A 19,463-nucleotide genomic window follows, 5' to 3' on the forward strand; every position below is an offset into this window, starting at 1 on the left:
AAAAAATAAGCTTTAAAAAGTATTACCTAACGTAATGTATTTTATATATTCCTTTTGGAGAATGAAAATGTCAGTTGTTGTGAAACAAAGGTTATTAGAGTTACTTCAAGAACAAAATAAAAATTTTTATGAATTATTCAATTTCTTTTTAGATGGTAATATTTCTTGTCATTTAAAACAGAATAAAGCAACTGAACTATTAAGGTATGAATTAGAGCATATTGGGCAGTCTGAGTCTTCTTTACCTAATGAAATTGAAGAATTTAAAAGATGGTATCTGAATGAAAATACTAAAGTATGTTTGGAATATCAGGATTATTTAAAAAAAAGACAGGAAGGAGCCCAACGGCAATATTTTGTAAATATAGCACAGGCATTTGAATTTTTAATTAAGGTTGCACCTACTAAAAAAGTGGATGGTGCTTGGTTGTATAGTGTTATAAAATATTGGCATGACATTGAATTTCATGAATTAATTTTAATTTATTTAGAAGAATTAGGTGGGGGGTACGAGAAATCAAACCATGTATGCATTTATAATAATCTATTGCATAGCTTAGGTTTAGAAGATTTTGAATACTATTTGGATGATGCCTATTATCACAATGCTGTAGTTCAACTCGCACTTGCTTATGCACCTCCAGAATTTATTCCTGAAATTATTGGATTTAATCTAGGTTATGAACAACTTCCATTACATTTGTTAATTTCTAATTATGAGTTAAAAGAATTAGGGATAGACGCCAAATATTTTAATTTACATATTACCATCGATAATTTAGCCAATGGACATGCACATAAGTCTCTAAAAGTTTTAGAACAAGTATACAAAGGTTTTAAAAATAAAGATGATTTTTTAAATCGTGTTAAACAAGGATATGCTTTAAATAATTTAGGTATATCATCCACACAAATTATTAAAAATTTAAACACCGAACATTTTGTACTGCAAATATTTAAGAAAAAGGCACAGATGGGACAGTTTATACATAATGATCAAAAAGTTATTGCATGTAAAACGGTTAATCAATGGTTGGGAAAACCTGAACAAATAGCTGATTTTATTCAAACATTAATTAATAAAAAATGGATTAAATTAAATGCTGAACCTGAAGAAAGTCCATTTTGGAAAATGATCCATTATCCTGATGGCAAAATGTATGGTGTATTTACACCAGCTGAAAGGCGAATTATTCATGATTGGATAGCAGGCGAAGTTTCAACAGAAGCATTGCCAACCAATTTATTCAAAAGTGCTGATTTGAATTTTCATAATGCTGACTTAAGTTACTTAAATGTTGCTGAATTTGATATTTTGAAACAGCAGATAGCAGAAACTTCTCATTCAGGATTAACTCTCAATACCCTAATTCCTTTTTTAGCTCCTCATGTGCATCACAGTAATATAGGGTTATGGAGTACACAGAAATATGCAGCTATTTTATTTCCCTATTTAGATAATACCTTCAAATGAAATAAGTGAACTAAGATTTTTATTAGCAATATAGTTGAATAGGATTGTTCAAATGACTAAATCAAATAAGAAAACTCACAGTAATATTGATGTTATTACATCAAAAGATAACCAGAGCTCAGAAAAAACTAAACAGTTAGATCGATATAGAAGTAATGCAACCAATCAAGCATTAACAACTAATCAAGGTGTTAAAATTGCAGATAATCAAAATAGTTTAAAAGTGGGTCATCGTGGTTCAACGCTTTTAGAAGACTTTATTCTGAGAGAGAAAATTACTCATTTTGATCATGAGCGTATTCCTGAAAGAATTGTTCATGCACGAGGAGTGGGGGCTCATGGTTATTTTCAAGCTTATGCAGGCAATGAAAAATTTACAAAGGCAGCATTTCTAACAGATTCCACTATTCAGACTCCTATTTTTGTACGTTTTTCTACTGTTCAAGGATCTCGTGGTTCAGCGGATACTGTTCGTGATATTCGAGGCTTTGCAATTAAATTTTATACCCAAGAGGGTAATTTTGATTTAGTAGGAAATAATGCTCCCGTATTTTTTGTCCAAGATGGAATTAAATTTCCTGATTTTGTACATGCTGTAAAACCTGAGCCTCATACAGAGATACCAACGGGTGCAACAGCTCATGATACTTTTTGGGATTTTGTTTCACTTGTTCCTGAGTCTGCACATACAGTGATGTGGGCAATGTCTGATCGGGCTATTCCTAGGAATTTACGTTCGATTCAAGGCTTTGGGGTACATACTTTCCGATTTATTGATCCACATGGAAAAGGGAGGTTCATTAAATTTCATTGGACACCTAAACAGGGTTTAAACGCACTTTTATGGGATGAAGCACAAAAATTAGCAGGCAAAGATCCAGACTTCCATCGTCGAGATTTATACGAAGCGATTGAACAAGGTTTTTATCCTGAGTGGGAATTGGGAGTTCAGATTATTGAGGAAGAAGATGAGCATCGTTTTGACTTTGATCTACTTGATCCTACAAAATTGATCCCTGAAGAATTAGTTCCTGTGACACCTTTAGGTAAGTTTATATTAAATAGAAATGTCGATAATTTTTTTGCTGAAACAGAGCAAATCGCATTTTGCCCTGGGCATATTGTATCTGGAATAGACTTTACTAATGATCCGTTGTTGCAAGCGCGACTTTTCTCTTATACCGACACGCAGTTAAGTCGTTTAGGCGGACCTAATTTTCACCAAATTCCTATTAATAAACCAGTTTGCCCATTTCATAATCAGCAGCGTGATGCCATGCACCAGATGACTATTCATCAAGGACAAGCTTCTTATCAACCCAATTCAATTGATAATAATTGGCCTGTGGAAGTCCCCTCTGCACCAACTCAAGGTGGTTTTGAAAGCTATCAAGAGCGGATAGATGGTAAAAAAATTCGCGAACGTAGTTTGTCCTTTTCAGATCATTTTAGCCAAGCACGTTTATATTACTTAAGTTTAGCTGCACACGAGCAAAAACATGTTGTAGATGCTTATACTTTCGAACTCAGTAAAGTGAAAAGAATGCATATACGAGAGCGAGAAGTACAAGAAATATTAGTCAATATTGATTTGGATCTAGCACAGCAAGTGGGTAAAAACTTAGGAATAGAGGTTTCTAAATCTGATGTAAAAGTTGAAAACGTATCTATTGAAAAATCTCAACGTTTATCTATGTTGGCATTCATACCTCAAGATATTCAAGGTCGTAAAATCGCAGTATTAGTTCATGATCAAGTAAATACAAAGACACTTAAAAAAATTGAAATATGGGCAAAGCAGGAAAATGCAATTGTACATTATCTCACCCCCACATTAAGTCCTGTAAAAGATATGTTAGGTGAGGTCGTTGATTCTAATGGAATGCAAAAAGCCGAGCCATCTATTATTTACGATGGTGTTATAGTACCTGATGGCGAAAATTTGGATCGTATACTCGCAGATGGAGTAAGTAAACATTATATTTTAGAAGCCTATAAACATCTAAAACCAATTGTATTTTTACAGGACAAAAAGCAATTAGTTGAGTATTTAGGTTTAAAGCTAGATGAAGGTATATTTATAGAAGATCATTTTAATGATATTCAGGAAGATTTTAAAAAGCGTATACAGCATCACCGTATTTGGTCAAGAGAAGCATGGATTGAAGCAATACCCGCCTAATATATAAGCCCCTTTTAAGGGCTTTTTTATAAATGAAAAGTTTAATTCTACTTGTGTTCAATGAGGATTATGCCTATAGCAATTCTTTCAATATGTTGATAATGAGGCAAATCAAGTTCTTCACCAAATACATCTGAATCAACTTCCTCGTAATGATATTGAAAATTAGGATGCTTTTGTATCCAAATTTTTAAGCTTTCTAAAAACTTGTTTTGTCCTTGATCATCTATTGCAATGCCTGTATATAAAAATAAACTGCCTGTAGAGGTTAGCTTATTAATTCCTTGTTCCAATATCTTAAAGGCAATTTCTGAACCTTCAAGTGCAGTTCCTCCATGTCGATATTGGCGCTGCTTTATATCCATAATGTAGGGAGGATTAGCGAATATAAGATCAAATTTTTGGTTAATATTACCCAGTAAATCACCCATAATTGGAAGAATATGCTTGCATTTCATAAAGTCTTTATGGATTTGACTATACATTAAAGCTTTGGGGTTTAAATCTACAGTAATGATTTGATTAATAGAAGGAAATTTTTTTGCTATAGATAAAGCAACAGCTGAAGTACCACAACATAATTCAATTGCTTGATGAATAGGTGTTTTTCGGTTTAATAGGTATTGTTTGAGGTGGTAATAAAAACGATAAGTATCAGGACCAAAAAACACTGCATTTTGTTCATCTGTAGGAAAAGCGGAATGAATAAATAATTCATCAGCTAAAGATGCGATACGAATTTGACTAATATATTTCCCATTTTGCAAAGAGATTAATCCAGTGTTCAGAAGTTGACTAAACAGTTGGGATTCTAGATCGTTGGCTTCAAAAGGCAAATTCCAACCAAAAATATCTCGTAAACTAATCGTAGAAATATTAGGTTTTTTTCTGCGATTTAAAATACGTTGGTGGGTTAATGGAGTGATCACTGTAAATTCATAATGTTTATTTTTTAAAAACGTTAAGAGATTTAATAAGACATTGTAGAATATATGTTCACTTTGTAACTCATATATCATGTTAAATCCATGCATAAAAAAACTTCCAAAGGAGGTTTATTAACCGTTTACGATCTCTCCACCATTTACATGGATTACTTGACCTGTAATATAACTGGCATCATCCGAAGCAAGAAATAGATAGGCAGGCGCAACTTCACTTGGTTGCCCCATTCTCCCCATTGGAGTAGTTTGACCAAATTTCTCTACAGTTTTAGCATCAAAACTGCTTGGAATTAATGGTGTCCAAATTGGACCAGGAGCAACTCCATTGACGCGAATTCCTTTTTTCTGTTTCATCAAATTTGTCGATAAACTTCGCGTAAAGGTAGTTATTGCGCCCTTTGTACTGGCATAGTCAATCAATTCATCATGTCCATGATAACTCGTAATACTTGTAGTATTAATAATACAATCACCCTCATTTAAATGAGGAAGTGTCATTTTAGTTAAATGAAATATAGAGAGAATATTGGTATTAAATGTTTTTTTAAGTTGTTCGATACTGATATCATTCAAATCTTTTTGTTGATACTGTACACCCGCATTATTAATTAATATATTAATTTTACCAAATGTTTGAAGAGTATCTGAAACAGCTGTTATAGATGTTTGAGGATCACAAATATCACCTTTAATTAATAAGCACTCTTGACCTTCTTGTTCTACGAGTTGTTTAGTTTTCTGAGCATCGTCTTGTTCTTCCAAGTAGAGTATAGCAATTTTTGCACCTTCACGTGCAAACAAGACTGCTATTGAACGACCTATGCCACTATCTCCTCCACTAATTAAAGCTACTTTATCTTTTAACTTATTACTACCTTGATGAGTACTTTTAATGATTTCTGGTTCAGGATGCATTTGACTTTGTTGACCAGGTTGATGAGATTGCTCTTGTGCAGGAGCCGATTGAGGATAGTTTTGTGATTTGTGATTCATATTAAAAATCCTTTTATGGTATGAATTTAAATAATGCTTGGAAATGTTGTAAGTTTTGGTAGTAACTATATCTACGATTAGTTTTAAGTGTTTATTTTTTGTACTTAATTGTAATTATTATTTTAAAATAAAATGAAAAAATACTGATCTATTTGGAGTAGTTTAATAGATAGTTAAAATAATTTTTTTATAGAAATATTAAGTTGCAAAAAAATGGTTATTTTAACTTTACTGTATAAATAGATTAAATATTTAACAAGAATGAATCTAAAGCTATACATTTATTGTTCGTAAGACTTAGTAAATTTTAAAAGATATCTTAAATAACTTTTGGAGCAAAAAAAATGACCAAAAAAGTATTACTAATAACCTCCAATTTTGGTGTTGAACATGATGAATTAAAAAAACCTTTAGATTTTTTAAAAAGTAAAAGTCTTTTGTTAATTCTGCACGCATCAAATCTTAAGAGGCTGGATTTCACCAGTCTCTTAAATTTACGAAATTAGAATATTCTCATTTCAAGCATTAGTAAGCACCAAGGTATATATAATAATATTTAATATAATGTTATAATATCACCTTAACCCATAACTGAACTTGATCACTATACCAATTCATCATCTTGACACGTTCATCCCAATATTGTGCTCTATTGTAAGCAGAACGAATTCTATTTTGAGGAACATGAGTCAATTGGCGCTCAATTGCATCAAAATTAAATAAATTAGATTCATTGACGACTGTACTAAATAAAGAGCGGAAACCATGTGTCGTCATGCGACCTGCATAACCTGAACGTTTGATGACTTGTAGAATGGATTCACTACGCATTGGTTCTTTATTATTTAATCGGTGCGGAAAAAGCAAATCCTGATTATGCGTTAAACGTAGCGCTTGTAGCTCTTTAATCATAAAGTTAGTTAAAGGTACACGATGTGCTAAGCCATTTTTCATACGTTCAGAAGGAATATCCCATTTACGTTCCTCTAAATTAAACTCGTCCCATGTGGCTTGAAGTAATTCACTAACACGTACACCTGTAAGCATAATTAATATAAGTGCATGGTGTGTTTGTGCATCACTTGGATAAGCACGAACCTTTGCTAAAAACTCAGGCATTTCGCTGGCGGCAAGTGAAGCTAGATTCTTAACTCGCTTAGATTTAAGTGCATAAACTAAATCTCCAGCAGGATTATCTAAACGATAACTATTTGCAATGGCATATTTCATCACCATACCGCAACGAGACAAGGTTCTTTTTGCAATTTCAAGAGAGCCTCTTGCTTCAATTTTTTTAATGTTCTGTAATATTTCAGGGGCTTGGATTTGGTTAATACGCTTATCGCCTAGACTCAGATACAATTCATCTAGAGAAGCGCGTACATTACTAATATGTTTCGTAGACCAAGTTTCTTTTTGATTTTCAAACCATTCCTCTGCGACATCACGAAAAAAAGGTTTTAATTCTTCATGGATAGTTGAGCGAGAATATTTATATTTTAGTTCAAGTGCGATCTCACGTGCTTTCTTTAAACTAATATCTGGATATTGTCCTAAGGATTCAGATTTACGCTGTCCATGAACAGTGACACGGATATTCCAATATTTCTGTCCTTTAGGGCTAATAATTAATGATAAGCCATTCGCATCTGAAAGACGGTATTGCTTATTGCTAGGTTGCGCTTTTTTACATTCTTGATCAGTAAGTGCCATTTGTATTACCCAATATGTTTATGATATTTGCTGGGTAAATTTTCCCAAAAATTACCCAAAGAAGGCAAAGTTAGGGTCAAATCGCATCGGATAAGATCGGACAATGGCGCTAATAAAAAAGCCCTTAAACATTGAGTTTAAAGGCTTTTTTACATTCAGTCGGACATCTCTGAATTAAATTTTGGTGGGATGGCGACAATTGAACTGAGTTATTAACATATTGTTATTTAATGATTAAAATTTATATAAAAATATAGGGATACACATGGGGATACAAATTGTCTGTTGCTAGGCATTTTTTAGCTTAGTTTGGTGGATAAAATGGGAGTACAACTAGATGAATGGACGCTAGTTTGGTGGTCGCCATCGGAGATGAATTTATATTTGTGTAGAGCAGTAGGGTAGTGACTTCTTATCTACATATTCTCAAACTTATCTATTAGTGCTTGGAAATTTACTAAAAATTGCCTCTCATATTCATCATGCTTGGCGACCATAGCCTTAAATGTCTTGTGGTGCATATTTAAAGGCTTATTTATTCTTTTGATAAATGGCACATGATTATAGCTCCAACCTAACTTATCCCTCATTTTGTGCATGTGATAACGTGGCTTATCTTTGTTGCTCATTTGCTGAATGGCATAGTTCGCGTTATTACAATGCCTGCATGTGAAATATCCACTTTCTGACAAATACAGCTTAGCAACTCGCTTCCTACATTGTGGAGATGGGCATATAAACCATGACCGTGTTCCGCCATAATGACAGGCTGTCCGATCTACACGAATGGCATAGTCATAAGATTCACCATTACAACAATAAGAAAGCGTTAATTGTTGATCTTGATAGCTGTAACCTATATTAGCTCGTACCTCATTGGTGTTTGCATCTTTCCAGTAATATGAGCCTGCACCATTTTTAAAGATGCCTTGTTTCTGCATTATTCGGCTATCCATTGCCCTTAGGTTCTCAACTTGTATTTTTGATTGCTTAAACATGCTTAAAACTCACTATTTTTGACTAAAAAAGGCTTATTTTTGATGAAAATAGGGCTAAAAATGACTAGAACTCGCTAAAAGTAATTACAGAATAGCTAAAAACAAGCTATTTTAAGTTGACGGATAACATTTTGTATAACAAGGCTCTAAGCCTTACATATCAATGCTTATAGAGAATTTAAGCGTGTTTTCGTTGCATTTTTTTCCTAATGATTTAGGTAAATAGGTAGGGGGGGAACTAAAAAGCTAGAGGTTTAAAGCTGCATGACCGCACCTATAAACATATTTTTATACGCTCGAAATTAAAAATTGAGGGTCTTGACTTGATGAATAAATGGTTCTGCTGCTCTGCCTCATGCGCTCCAGTGCGTTTTATTCTACTGGTGGCTTGTTCAGGTTCATTATGTTTTTCACATTTCAAATGGTGAGTTCGACCGCCTTGATCTGTAGGCAATGACAACTAGGAACAACTTTTTAAAGTTGTTCATACCGACTATTTACATGTGAGATTATATTTGAAGTACAGTACAATTTTCTTAGATATAAGTATCTCTCATAAAAGAAAAATTGATACTACTCTAAAGCCCAGTAGGAAATATAAAAATGGAAAAGCATATATTTTCATATAAAAATGATGGTCGCGAAGTGATTACCTTAGTAATAGAACCTTGGTTAATGATTTATGAAATTAAGCCACTTTCGACTATAGTATTTACTTATACAAGTAATGTAAAAAATGTTGATATTATTGGTTTTAAGGATAACTTGGTAAATGTTTATTTTGATTTTGAAAGAATACGAGTTGTTTTAGATGATAGAGATATCACACGACAATACCCTATCCCTATGCTAAATGAATAAATCATGTGATGTGTGCTCAATTGAGGATCTTGACTTAAAATTATTAAAGAAAAATTTAAAATGATTTGTGATAAAAATTAACTCATATAGTATTTTTTTGTGATAAGAGTCACAAATAATATGATAAATTTCAATTTCTAAAAATTGGGTAATAATTCCGTGAAAAAAATAGCATTTCTTTTAATTTCTGTATCTTCAATTTCTTTAACTGGATGTGTGCAAATGTTTCCTGCGACTGTTGCTGATATGGGGAACGGTATATATAACTTGAACGCTCAAAGTAATGCTTTTGGTTCTCGAAGTGCTTTAAATGCCAAGTTAGAAAGAAAGGCAGAACAAGTATGCAAAGGCAAAGGCTATGAGCAAGTGAATCAAGTAAGTGGGACAAATCATGATACTGTTTTTACTAGTGGTATGTTAGTTCCTGTCAGTATTAAATCTAATTCTTTAATCATCAAGTGTAAGGACTAAGATTAGGTTATACCTAGTTACCTCATGCGCTCCAGTGCGTTTTATTCTACTGGTGACTTGTTCAGGTTCATTATGTTTTTTCACATTTCAAATGGCGAGTTCAACTGCTTTGATCTGTAGGCAATAACAACCATAAACAACCATTCAAAAGAAATTTTAGTGATTAGTGAGGTGGTATTATCCCACTTCACTAAATGATTGATTTAATACCAAAGTGCACAAATGCGTTTTGTAGTTTATTAAGGTCGTCAAAAAAGAGGAGCTTTCAATCATCATAATTTCAGTGATAGATCCACTTGGTCACATTTAGAATCGCAGCAAGTTAAGCCTCAATGGTTAAAATGATAATTTAGATACTAAAAAGCTCCTCATATTTAAGGAGCTTCTTTTTTTAAAGCAACTGTAATACATCTGCCCGAACTTCGACTATCTCCCGATCTGCACCGCTTTGGTCTTTCCATTTCCGTGTCCTTAAACTGCCCTCAATATAAATTTTACTGCCTTTTTTAAGGTACTTACTGGCAACGTCCGCTAAACGGTTGTTGGTGCTGATTCGATGCCATTCGGTTTATTCTTTACGTTCTCCAGTGGTTTTGTCTTTCCATTGTTCAGTGGTTGCTATACTGAAATTGGTAATACTGCCACCATTCGGAAATTGTTTTGTTTCAGGGTCACGACCTAAAACGCCCATTAAAATAACTTTGTTCACATTTGGCATTGTTCTAAATCTCTTAAATTCTCTCAGAATGTCTATTTTTAAGGGGCAACATAGGTAACATGGGTAACACGCTTGCTATCAAAGGGTTTCAGCGTGTTACCTACTTATTTTTTCATAGGTAACGTGGGGTAACATGGGTAACAAATATGAAAAAACACCGAACTTGTTACCTCTGTTACCTCTGCATTTTTGCTATAGGTAACGCCCTCAAAGCCTTTATTTATAAGGTTGTTACCTGTGTTACCTCTGTTACCTTGCTTTTTTAGGCTTCCCAACTAAAAATAGCCTCTTTAACGGCATAAACCTTAACGGCATTTTTCTTTGATGGGATTCTAACAGTCTTACTGGTCTTGCCTGTGTCATGCTCTAAGAGTTGCTCAAGCAATAAAGCCTTTGCCACTTTTCTATTGTCATGTCCTTTGCACACTTCATTTTTGAATTGCTCAGGTAACACAAGAAATAACTTTTCACCGTTCTCAATCTTCCAGTAGCCAACACGGTTGATAATTTTTTCAAGTTGATCAGGGTCAGGGGTGATGGATTCAAAACGGCTTGATTCATTCGCCTCAAAGAATGCCTTAACATGTAAAATATATTCTTTGGTTTGGTAGTCACCGACATATTCAAAGTCATTGACCCAAGCATTGAATACTTCTTTCACAGCGTTGAATGCTGTACCTGTTTCCCATTCTGTGATGCCTGCTTGTGTAGCGAGTTCGCCTGCAACGGCTATCAAGGCAAAGGCATTTGCAACACGGACAATATGACCTTGCTTATGTTCTGCTACCAATTCACGGTTATATTGCTCTAATAGTTGTCGAGCCTGTTGAATGACTTTACTCTTATCATTTGTGAGATATTGCAACCATACCATGCCTGCAACGCCATAGAACTGATTAGAACGCTCAACCAATAACCTTGACTGTTTTGCACCATCTTCGGCAAAGTCGATCTGATCAAATAAACCATATTCAGACTGATCTATATCAATATCAATCAAACGGATTTCTTGTCCTAACTTGGTCTTTTGCCCATTCTCTTGCATGATTTCCTTGAGGCTCTTTTCACCTGTAGATAGGAAAATGACTTTCCATGTATATGATGGCTTGGCTTTGATTTCCTTAGTCAGTCTTGCTTTACCTTTACCATTGGCAAGCATGTAGGCAATATTACCCAACTCTTTGGGGTTGGCGACTTCTCCAATCTCATCTAAAGCTAAGAATCCATCATTATGGATGTATGCCGTGTGTTCTAAAGCGTTCCCTGTGGATTTCCAAGTTTTACAATAATTGCTTGGTTTACCCCATACACTACAGCCGACATATAAAGCGGTGGTTTTACCTTTGGATGACTGTCCTTTGAAATGAACGCCTGCACCTGTCTGCTGTTCCAGTGGTGTGAGTAATTGCCCTGCAAAAGCCGAACTCAATGCCACGACTAATTTAGAATGAGTAGACAAAGGGATAGAGATATTATTTTGCCACTGTTTTAAACTACCTTTACTCTGATAGTTGCTATCAATACCTTGTGTGGTTTGATAGACAATTAAATCATCATGTTCATGTTGTCCGATCTGCTCATTGGGCAACACAAAAACATTGTCATGCCATCCAACACGATCAACACATAACGCCCTTGCATGGGTTGGGTAGCTCATCAAATAACTTTGCAATAAATTTCTTGCTCTGCCATCTGGTGCAATGATAACGCCTTGATAAGCCAAAGCCTTGCGAAGTTCCACGCCATCAGATTGGAATAGTTCCATTGATAAGGCTTGTGTGTGTTTTACACCGTCTGCATCGTACCATTCAAGCAATCGACCCCATGCGTTATTGGTGGTGTCCCTTGTTTGTGCCAATACTCGAATCGGACTGGAAATATAGCGTCTATACTCATCATCCTTTGTTTGTTCAATGTAGTACAAGCCACTATCTAAAAGATGAAATACACCATCACCATAACGAAATGGCTTGGCTAAATGTCCTTTAGGTAATGGGTCGAGTTCAGGCAATAAAGCAATTGATTCACTGATAAATGCTTGTATTTCCTCAACGTCATTGTCCTTGTTCAACTCAGTAAAAAACTCACTTTCACCAATCTTGAGATATTGATTGAGCAAACGGACAGGGGTGTTTTGTTCAAGCTGCTTGAATGGCTCAAGCTGTATCTGTTCAGGTCTAACAGGTAGGTATAACTGTTGATAGCCTGCTTTAGACAATTGATGAATAACATATTGTATTTGTTCAAAATCAAATGCTTTGAGTTCTGATTTATTGGGACTACACAAATGAGGCAACATGACCAAAACAACGGCATAACCTGTCTGAGCCACTTTAAAAAATGCCTCTACATTATGGGTAATAATGACAGGTTTATCCTGGTGCAAATGACCATAGTAGGCAAAGCCTTTTGCTAAACCATCAGGGATGACTTGAACTCGCTGTTTATCCTGTAATACCGCACATTGTACGAGTTCTAATTGAGCGTTATAAATCGGTAGAATCAAAGGCTGTTCATACATCACGCCGTTAATGTCTACATTGCATTGATCAACATAGATCGGCTGTGATGGACTGCCAAAGCGTTCAATGATGGGATGGTTTAGATATGTGTCATCCAGTGGATTAAGTACCGTACAATTTGCTAAGATTGAATCGGGTTTGATGGAGGTGGTGATATTCATAGTGTCACCGCCTTTTCATTGGTATTCCATTCAGCTTTATATGATTCTGCTTCGCCTTTATGATATTTCAAACGGTCATCAATCAGGTATTCATACATTTCTAAAAAGTTTCGATTTGAGCAAAATGAGCTTCATGTGCGCCATAGGCTTTGATCATGTATTCTTTATGATCTTTAAATTTGGATTTTAAATCTGATATTGCTGTATCACACCAAGCTAGATCAGCCTCAGCTATAGAATGAGCATCCCATAAATAACCTGCATCATAAGTCTTAACAGGTAACTGTTCTTGTTGCGGTTTTTGGGTATTGTTTTGTTTAGGCATGATTATGCGCTCCGTTTGAGTTTAAAGGAGCTTTACCATTCACGACCAAATGAGGGTGGCAAAGCTGTAAAGGGTTGGTCGATAGGTTCAAACGGATACCTACACACGTAAACGTGTCCCTCCACAGCTTCACCATAAAATGCGAACGCATAGAGATATTACGCACAAAAAAAGCCCTTTCGGACTGTGCGCCGTTTGAATCATAGCCGACCAAAGCTAACTTTGAGATTTTGCTCAAAGCAAGGGAACTATAACCATACTTGGACATGTTGGCAATATTGAATGATTTATTTTTCATGTTTAAGCATAAATCCAGTTTTGGATATATCCCTATAGAATTTAGTGGCTCAATCTGAGCTAAATAGATGCGCTCAGATTTGAGCGTATCTATTGCCTGAATTTTAGGGGGTGTATGATTTTTCATTGCGCCACTCCCTCAAAAGTAAGTTGCAAATTGGCTTTGCATGTTTCGATACGCAAAGTATTTAAATGCTTTTCACGTTTACGGCGGTGCATTCCAAGACTATGAAATGAGCCTTTGTCCTTGGATATTTTTTCTTGTATGCAAAGGCGGTTTAATTCATCAAAAGCGGTTTGTCGTGCTGTAACTGAATAATTGCCAGTCTTGCGAATAGTTGGTAGTACCTCTGCAAATATCCAGTTTTGAAAGTTCAACGCTTCTTGTTTATTTGATCTGAAAATGATGCGGTATAAATTAGGTTCATTTACAAACTTAACCTTTTGAGTACCACCATTTGTAAGGATGTGGCAATCTGCCATACCCTTTGCATCTAATTCACGTAATAAGCGTGATGTACGATCTACAGATAAAACACGGCATACATCAGTAAGACAAAATAAAGGCTCACCATCGACTCCATAAACAACTCGAACGCCGTGTTCATTAAAATTAAAAATAGATGGGTTCATACTTGCACCTCATTTAATTCATATCGAGCGTGTGTGCCTTTGTTGTTTAAGTTCGGCTCTTGGTGGGTCACAATGTCATGACCTAAACGGCGTAAACGCTGAATAACAGCACTCAGGCGGTAACAATCAAAGTGATGAATTGCCTCTGCTTGGCTCAATGTTTTACCTTGTTTGAGGTGGTCTAAAACTTGGGTTTGATGGTTCATGGTTAAGCCTCCAATTCTGCATTGGCTAGGCTTTGCATTTGGTTCTTATGCCATTCAACGAGTTGGGCATAATCGAAGTAAACAGGGGATTGTTTTGCTTCACCTGTTTTGATTGCTTGGGGAAATGTTTTATCTGTACGTACTAAATGACGTAATGATTCACGGCTAATGTCTAGGATTTGGCAAGCTGTTTTAAATTGAACTCTGATTGGTTTAATAGTCATTTATGCACCTATACGGCTAAATATTGTGTAGGTGCATTATGTTTTTGATTTTTAGATAAAAACGGAATTTTAAAAAAAGTGAAAAAGCGGAAATTTTTACAAACTAAAATCTTCCATATTTTTCAAAGCAAATAATTCAGACATAATTTTATAGTCATCATTTATTATATTTTGAACAAATGGCTTTATGGTTTTTCTAATAAATTCACCATCAGCACTACCATCATTAAAAAGCGCATGAGCATAAACGGATAGTTTTATTTTATTTCCTGTTTTTAACTCCCATAGCATTAAATCAATGAATGGAATTATCTTGTATTTATTGATTTTCTCAGCAATTTTTACCCCATTTGAATCTATTAAAAAATCAGAGCCTAAATCATCCTCTATTATCACTTTACTGGCTTTTTTTCTTGTATTTGATAACCATGCACTAAATTGCTCTCTAAGTACCGCATCGGGCATATTTAAATTTATTGAAATACAAGGATTGGCAGAATATGGGTGCTCATCTTCAGTAGCAAATTCATAATAATCTAGCTCACAAAATTTCTCGTACCCATCACAGTCATCAGAGTCTAAATTTAAAAAATAATTATCAAGCTCTTCTAGGTAACTATCACGCGCTTTTTTGCTGACACAACCATCATATGCACTATCATATTCACTATACTTGTGCAGTAAATACTCTCTAGCAGCATGTGGGATGTGTACACTCATACAACCAACGTCATCAATGGTCAATTCTTGTATAGGATTAACCTCATACTTCCTAATACACCTATCAACAAGATTTTTTAATAAATAATTAAGTGTCAAAAAAGGCTGGCTATTAATATCTAACCAATTATTTAAAATAAGAGGGTCATTTATAATTTTTGAGAATGCGTAATCAAGACAATCATTATATAAGTACTCCCTTTCATTTAATGAAAGAATACTCTTTTTGAATACTGTCCTTTGATTAACAAAAGCTAAGGGAATTTTATTAAAATTATTTATAACTTGTAGTGCATCTTGATCTTGCAGCACCTCATCACATGAAATATCAACATCATCTAAAAGCAAATCTAATATAGTAAATCTAATTATAAATAATTGAAGCAAATCATTGGCGGGCAAGTTAAACCTATAATTATCTAAGTTAAACCACTTTGGTAATTCAGATACATTTCTTATGTAAGCCATTCATGCCTCCCACAGCATCCCCAAATAAGCTGCTAAGCCAATCGGATTGGGTGTCCGACTTTCGGGAGCTAACCTAGACTTAGCAAACTGAATATAAACGATATTTAATTATAATTCTGTATATTTTGGTATGTAATGCGACATAAGCTGTCACTTAGCTTTTTTAAACTGGATAATGCTTTGATCTGCGATTTCTTCTAAATAATTGGCGTACCATTGCATCATATTGGCTCTGTCCTCTAAATACTGAGCCTTGTTATAAACACCTGCTACACCATCCTTTACGTGTGCCAATGCAGCTTCAATATGACGCTCATCAAAACCACGATTATTTAAAAGGGTACTTGCAATGTGCCTAAAGCCGTGTGGTGTTTGTCGTCCCTCATAGCCCATACGGCGCAAAGCCATAATGAAAACGGTATCTGATTTAGGCTTGCTCTTGTCCGATCTACTCGGAAATAAAAACTCGGAATTGGTTTCATACGTTTTTAATTCTTGCAGAATGGCAACGGCTTGTTTTGATAAAGGCACAACATGTTCACGGCGCTTCTTCATACGTTCTTCGGGAATATTCCATACAGCATGATCAAAATCGAACTCATTCCATTTTGCTTGTCTTAATTCACTTGGACGACAAAACAACATTGCCAAAAGCTGTAAACCAATTCTTACATCCATAGTAGGGTAGTTATTAATGGCTCTGATCAATGTCGGTAACTCCTGTTCACTGACATGCGCCATGTTTTCTTTTTTACCTTGTTGCAAATACTTTTGAATACCCTCTAAAGGATTGTAGTCAATACGACCAGTGACCTTTGCATAATCATAAATATCTCGGCACATTGCCCGAACTCGGTTGACCTGTTCATAGATGCCTTGCTTCTGTTGAATACCTTGTAAATGATTCATCCATTCAATCGGCTTGATCGTGGTATACAAGCGTTTGCCAAAAACTGGGAATATATGCTTTTCCAATGCGCCTTTATTTCGGGTCATGGTGTCATTCACCCAAGTATTTACTTTGGTGTCTAACCATTCTCTAGCCAATAATTCAAAAGTAGCATTATTCTGTTCTAACTCTTGGCGTTTACGTTCTTGTTTTGAAATGATTGGGTTTTCACCCTTAGATACATCATCCAAAAGTTCTTTGGCTTTCTTACGTGCTAATTGTCCACTGATTTCAGGATAGCCACCTAAACCTAGCCATGACCATTTACCATCAGGTTTTTTATATCGAAGTTGCCATGACTTATTACCATCAGTTTTGACACGAATGTATAAACCATTGCCATCGAGTTCCCGATACTCTTTTAATTCAGGTTCAAGATTGGCAATTACAGTATCAGACAAAGGACGGCGTTTTATTTCTGATCTTTTCATTTATCCGTGTATCCCTTGAGTTCAATATTTCTCAAAGGATACACAAGGGGATACATGGAAAGCAACACTATAACTAGTTATGTTTGGTTATGTTCAGGCAAGAAAAAAGGCTTAATCCCTTTAGAATCAAGCCTTTTGTCTTTAAAACTTGGCATATTTTGCCATGTTTTGGAAGGTATTTGGTGGAGATGGCGGGAGTTGAACCCGCGTCCGCCAACACTACACTCGAGAATACTACATGCTTAGATATCGTTAATTATTTTAACGACAAGTGACCCAACGAACAGGGTACAAGCCGCGATCCTCTAAGTTTGGTATAAAGCCCCGAGGCTTGACTTTATACGGACTTGTGTGCGTGCGCTTCGGTCGGGTTCACTGACCACAAGTATTCAGTGAAGCGGACAAACTGCCCTTAGGCAGCTAGAGCGTAAGATTCGTCGTTTGCGACTAAAATATGCAAATTTGATTTACGAGAGAAAATGCGCTCTCGGCATGCATCTATGAGCTTCATCATCAGCGTCGAAGCCAAAAACATCCCCTAGATAACAATGCAATCATAACATACATGTTGAAAATTACGCAGTGAATTTACGACATTTAAGTGAAATGATGCAATTGCTTACATCATTGCGTTAATATGAGTATTTTTCAAGGGTCAAAAACAAAAAAGATGAGCTATTTACTCGTACTTGATCAAGGAACAACCTCTAGCAGAGCAATTATTTTTGACGAGCATGGAAAAATCCATGCAACTGCACAACGTGAAATACAAATCAAGACCCCTAAATCAGGTTGGGTAGAGCAAGATGCGCAAGAAATTTGGACGACTCAAATTGCTGTGGTACAACAAGCAATCGCATCTGCACGATTATTAGCCAAGGATGTCAAAGCTTTAGGTGTAACCAATCAACGCGAAACAACGGTGATTTGGGATAAACGCACAGGTCGAGCTTTAGCTCCTGCAATTGTGTGGCAAGATCGGCGGGCAGTAGAGTGGTGTAATGACTTACTACAAAAAAATTATTTAGAAAAAATACAAAATAAAACAGGTTTAAGAATAGATCCTTATTTTAGTGCTGGAAAATTAGTATGGTTATTGGAAAATATTGATGGACTCAGAACACTTGCAGAGCAAGGACATGTGGCTTTTGGTACGATTGATAGCTGGCTGATTTGGAACTTAACGCAAGGTTCAGAACATGTCATTGAAGTCAGCAATGCATCTCGAACAATGTTGATGAATTTGAAAAGTCAGCAATGGGATGACGAGCTGATTGCGTTATTTAATATTCCACAATCAGTTTTACCTAAAATTATTGATTCCGATCAATATATTTCCAACACAGCAGCAGGTTTATTGGGTGCTGAGATTCCGATTGCAGGTATTTTAGGAGACCAACAATCTGCATTATTTGGTCAGTCATGTTTTGAAGTCGGAACAGCAAAAAATACCTATGGCACGGGCTGTTTTATGCTGTTTAATACAGGTCATGACATTCAATACAGTCAAAATCAATTATTAAGTACATTGGCATGGCGCTGCCAAAATCAGTCGAATTATGCACTTGAAGGCAGTGTGTTTATGGCTGGTGCGATTGTGCAATGGCTTAGAGATGGTTTAGGCATTATCCGAAATAGTACTGAAGTCGAAAAATTGGCGTGTAAGGTGAAAGATACCGATGGTGTTGTATTGGTTCCTGCATTTACGGGTTTAGGTGCACCACATTGGGATAGTGAGGCGCGTGCTTTACTTTGTGGTATGTCACGAGGTACAAATAAATCTCATATTGCACGAGCAGCTTTAGAGTCCATCGCATTTCAAGTTTCAGATGTACTGACTGCCATGCAATCTGATATTTCACAACCATTAAAAGAGCTGCGTGTAGATGGCGGTGCAAGTCAAAATGATATGCTTATGCAATTTCAAGCAGATATTTTAAATGTTCCTGTACTGCGCCCTAAACTTTTAGAGTCAACGGCTTGGGGTGCAGCAGCGATGGCAGGTTTGAAAATGGGGGTATTTTCAAATCTAAATGAAATCTCTGAGTCTTGGCAATTAGACCGAGCGTTTGAACCGAATATGCAAGAAGATAAACGACAGTTCCATTTACAACAATGGAATGATGCTTTGCAAAGAGCAAAAAGTCATTAACTGATTTACAGGTGCTTATTT

Annotated in this window: 17 protein-coding genes, 1 other RNA gene and 1 pseudogene; 5 read left to right on the top strand and 14 right to left on the bottom strand. The window is 35.6% G+C overall.

Features of this window, described 5'->3' with window-relative positions; genetic code table 11:
• The first annotated feature begins 67 nt into the window (after positions 1 to 67).
• Together HX005_RS05800 and katE are read left to right on the top strand one after the other, a co-directional pair.
• Entirely contained in the window at positions 68 to 1,474 is a 1,407-nt protein-coding gene (locus HX005_RS05800) for an iron-containing redox enzyme family protein (RefSeq protein ID WP_286376630.1), read from the top strand.
• A 52-nt stretch (positions 1,475 to 1,526) separates the two neighbouring features.
• Positions 1,527 to 3,656, top strand: a complete 2,130-nt coding sequence (gene katE / locus HX005_RS05805; protein WP_502872722.1) for a catalase HPII — start codon at positions 1,527 to 1,529, stop codon at positions 3,654 to 3,656.
• Between the two features lie 47 nt (positions 3,657 to 3,703).
• Here the strand turns inward: katE and HX005_RS05810 are convergent, their stop codons facing one another.
• The 4 genes from HX005_RS05810 to HX005_RS05830 form a co-directional block, all read right to left on the bottom strand.
• Positions 3,704 to 4,690 carry a methyltransferase gene (locus HX005_RS05810; RefSeq protein WP_502872723.1) on the bottom strand — a complete coding sequence of 329 codons (987 nt, stop codon included), beginning with the start codon at positions 4,688 to 4,690 and terminating at the stop codon, positions 3,704 to 3,706.
• Positions 4,691 to 4,714: 24 nt separating this feature from the next.
• Positions 4,715 to 5,593, bottom strand: a complete 879-nt coding sequence (locus HX005_RS05815; protein ID WP_286376631.1) for an SDR family oxidoreductase — start codon at positions 5,591 to 5,593, stop codon at positions 4,715 to 4,717.
• A gap of 567 nt (positions 5,594 to 6,160) precedes the next feature.
• A complete protein-coding gene (locus tag HX005_RS05825) occupies positions 6,161 to 7,306 on the bottom strand; it encodes a tyrosine-type recombinase/integrase (RefSeq protein WP_286376632.1) in 1,146 nt (381 codons plus the stop codon).
• A gap of 416 nt (positions 7,307 to 7,722) precedes the next feature.
• Positions 7,723 to 8,262, bottom strand: coding sequence for a hypothetical protein (locus HX005_RS05830; RefSeq protein ID WP_286376633.1), 540 nt, complete (start codon positions 8,260 to 8,262; stop codon positions 7,723 to 7,725).
• A gap of 645 nt (positions 8,263 to 8,907) precedes the next feature.
• Between HX005_RS05830 and HX005_RS05835 the strand changes: the two genes are divergently transcribed.
• Together HX005_RS05835 and HX005_RS05840 are read left to right on the top strand one after the other, a co-directional pair.
• The gene (locus HX005_RS05835; RefSeq protein ID WP_286376634.1) at positions 8,908 to 9,165 is read left to right on the top strand and encodes a hypothetical protein; all 258 of its coding nucleotides are present in this window, start codon (positions 8,908 to 8,910) and stop codon (positions 9,163 to 9,165) included.
• Positions 9,166 to 9,324: 159 nt separating this feature from the next.
• A complete protein-coding gene (locus HX005_RS05840; RefSeq protein ID WP_286376635.1) occupies positions 9,325 to 9,636 on the top strand; it encodes a hypothetical protein in 312 nt (103 codons plus the stop codon).
• A gap of 394 nt (positions 9,637 to 10,030) precedes the next feature.
• Here the strand turns inward: HX005_RS05840 and ssb are convergent.
• The 10 genes and pseudogenes from ssb to ssrA form a co-directional block, all read right to left on the bottom strand.
• Positions 10,031 to 10,354, bottom strand: a pseudogene (ssb, locus tag HX005_RS05845) (single-stranded DNA-binding protein); the annotation flags it as partial.
• A 262-nt stretch (positions 10,355 to 10,616) separates the two neighbouring features.
• Positions 10,617 to 13,037 carry a DUF927 domain-containing protein gene (locus tag HX005_RS05850; protein WP_286376636.1) on the bottom strand — a complete coding sequence of 807 codons (2,421 nt, stop codon included), beginning with the start codon at positions 13,035 to 13,037 and terminating at the stop codon, positions 10,617 to 10,619.
• Positions 13,038 to 13,137: 100 nt separating this feature from the next.
• Positions 13,138 to 13,362 (bottom strand): hypothetical protein, encoded by a 225-nt coding sequence (locus tag HX005_RS05855; RefSeq protein WP_286376637.1) that lies wholly within the window; start codon positions 13,360 to 13,362, stop codon positions 13,138 to 13,140.
• Positions 13,355 to 13,660, bottom strand: a complete 306-nt coding sequence (locus HX005_RS05860) for a hypothetical protein (protein WP_286376782.1) — start codon at positions 13,658 to 13,660, stop codon at positions 13,355 to 13,357. The genes HX005_RS05855 and HX005_RS05860 overlap by 8 nt, the downstream gene beginning before the upstream one ends.
• A 122-nt stretch (positions 13,661 to 13,782) precedes the next feature.
• Positions 13,783 to 14,292, bottom strand: a complete 510-nt coding sequence (locus HX005_RS05865) for a BRO-N domain-containing protein (protein ID WP_286376638.1) — start codon at positions 14,290 to 14,292, stop codon at positions 13,783 to 13,785.
• Positions 14,289 to 14,498, bottom strand: coding sequence for a helix-turn-helix domain-containing protein (locus tag HX005_RS05870; RefSeq protein ID WP_286376639.1), 210 nt, complete (start codon positions 14,496 to 14,498; stop codon positions 14,289 to 14,291). The genes HX005_RS05865 and HX005_RS05870 overlap by 4 nt, the downstream gene beginning before the upstream one ends.
• 2 nt (positions 14,499 to 14,500) lie before the next feature.
• Complete coding sequence (locus HX005_RS05875; RefSeq protein ID WP_286376640.1) at positions 14,501 to 14,722, bottom strand: transcriptional regulator; 222 nt, start codon at positions 14,720 to 14,722, stop codon at positions 14,501 to 14,503.
• 96 nt (positions 14,723 to 14,818) lie between these two features.
• Positions 14,819 to 15,910, bottom strand: a complete 1,092-nt coding sequence (locus tag HX005_RS05880) for a DUF6387 family protein (RefSeq protein ID WP_286376641.1) — start codon at positions 15,908 to 15,910, stop codon at positions 14,819 to 14,821.
• A gap of 150 nt (positions 15,911 to 16,060) precedes the next feature.
• Positions 16,061 to 17,290 carry a tyrosine-type recombinase/integrase gene (locus HX005_RS05885; protein WP_286376642.1) on the bottom strand — a complete coding sequence of 410 codons (1,230 nt, stop codon included), beginning with the start codon at positions 17,288 to 17,290 and terminating at the stop codon, positions 16,061 to 16,063.
• A 180-nt stretch (positions 17,291 to 17,470) separates the two neighbouring features.
• Positions 17,471 to 17,829, bottom strand: a transfer-messenger RNA (tmRNA) gene (ssrA, locus tag HX005_RS05890).
• 131 nt (positions 17,830 to 17,960) lie between these two features.
• Between ssrA and glpK the strand changes: the two genes are divergently transcribed.
• Positions 17,961 to 19,442, top strand: a complete 1,482-nt coding sequence (gene glpK / locus HX005_RS05895; RefSeq protein WP_286376643.1) for a glycerol kinase GlpK — start codon at positions 17,961 to 17,963, stop codon at positions 19,440 to 19,442.
• The last annotated feature ends 21 nt before the right edge of the window (positions 19,443 to 19,463 follow it).

The sequence above is a fragment of the Acinetobacter sp. R933-2 genome (assembly GCF_030325485.1).
Classification (GTDB): Bacteria; Pseudomonadota; Gammaproteobacteria; order Pseudomonadales; family Moraxellaceae; genus Acinetobacter; species Acinetobacter sichuanensis.

Coding starts and splice junctions, on each gene's coding strand:
- HX005_RS05800 (WP_286376630.1), top strand. CDS start 68: ATGTCAGTTGTTGTGAAACAAAGGTTATTAGAGTTACTTCAAGAACAA.
- katE (WP_502872722.1), top strand. CDS start 1,527: ATGACTAAATCAAATAAGAAAACTCACAGTAATATTGATGTTATTACA.
- HX005_RS05810 (WP_502872723.1), bottom strand. CDS start 4,690: ATGCATGGATTTAACATGATATATGAGTTACAAAGTGAACATATATTC.
- HX005_RS05815 (WP_286376631.1), bottom strand. CDS start 5,593: ATGAATCACAAATCACAAAACTATCCTCAATCGGCTCCTGCACAAGAG.
- HX005_RS05825 (WP_286376632.1), bottom strand. CDS start 7,306: ATGGCACTTACTGATCAAGAATGTAAAAAAGCGCAACCTAGCAATAAG.
- HX005_RS05830 (WP_286376633.1), bottom strand. CDS start 8,262: ATGGATAGCCGAATAATGCAGAAACAAGGCATCTTTAAAAATGGTGCA.
- HX005_RS05835 (WP_286376634.1), top strand. CDS start 8,908: ATGGAAAAGCATATATTTTCATATAAAAATGATGGTCGCGAAGTGATT.
- HX005_RS05850 (WP_286376636.1), bottom strand. CDS start 13,037: ATGAATATCACCACCTCCATCAAACCCGATTCAATCTTAGCAAATTGT.
- HX005_RS05855 (WP_286376637.1), bottom strand. CDS start 13,362: ATGCCTAAACAAAACAATACCCAAAAACCGCAACAAGAACAGTTACCT.
- HX005_RS05860 (WP_286376782.1), bottom strand. CDS start 13,660: ATGAAAAATAAATCATTCAATATTGCCAACATGTCCAAGTATGGTTAT.
- HX005_RS05865 (WP_286376638.1), bottom strand. CDS start 14,292: ATGAACCCATCTATTTTTAATTTTAATGAACACGGCGTTCGAGTTGTT.
- HX005_RS05870 (WP_286376639.1), bottom strand. CDS start 14,498: ATGAACCATCAAACCCAAGTTTTAGACCACCTCAAACAAGGTAAAACA.
- HX005_RS05875 (WP_286376640.1), bottom strand. CDS start 14,722: ATGACTATTAAACCAATCAGAGTTCAATTTAAAACAGCTTGCCAAATC.
- HX005_RS05880 (WP_286376641.1), bottom strand. CDS start 15,910: ATGGCTTACATAAGAAATGTATCTGAATTACCAAAGTGGTTTAACTTA.
- HX005_RS05885 (WP_286376642.1), bottom strand. CDS start 17,290: ATGAAAAGATCAGAAATAAAACGCCGTCCTTTGTCTGATACTGTAATT.
- glpK (WP_286376643.1), top strand. CDS start 17,961: ATGAGCTATTTACTCGTACTTGATCAAGGAACAACCTCTAGCAGAGCA.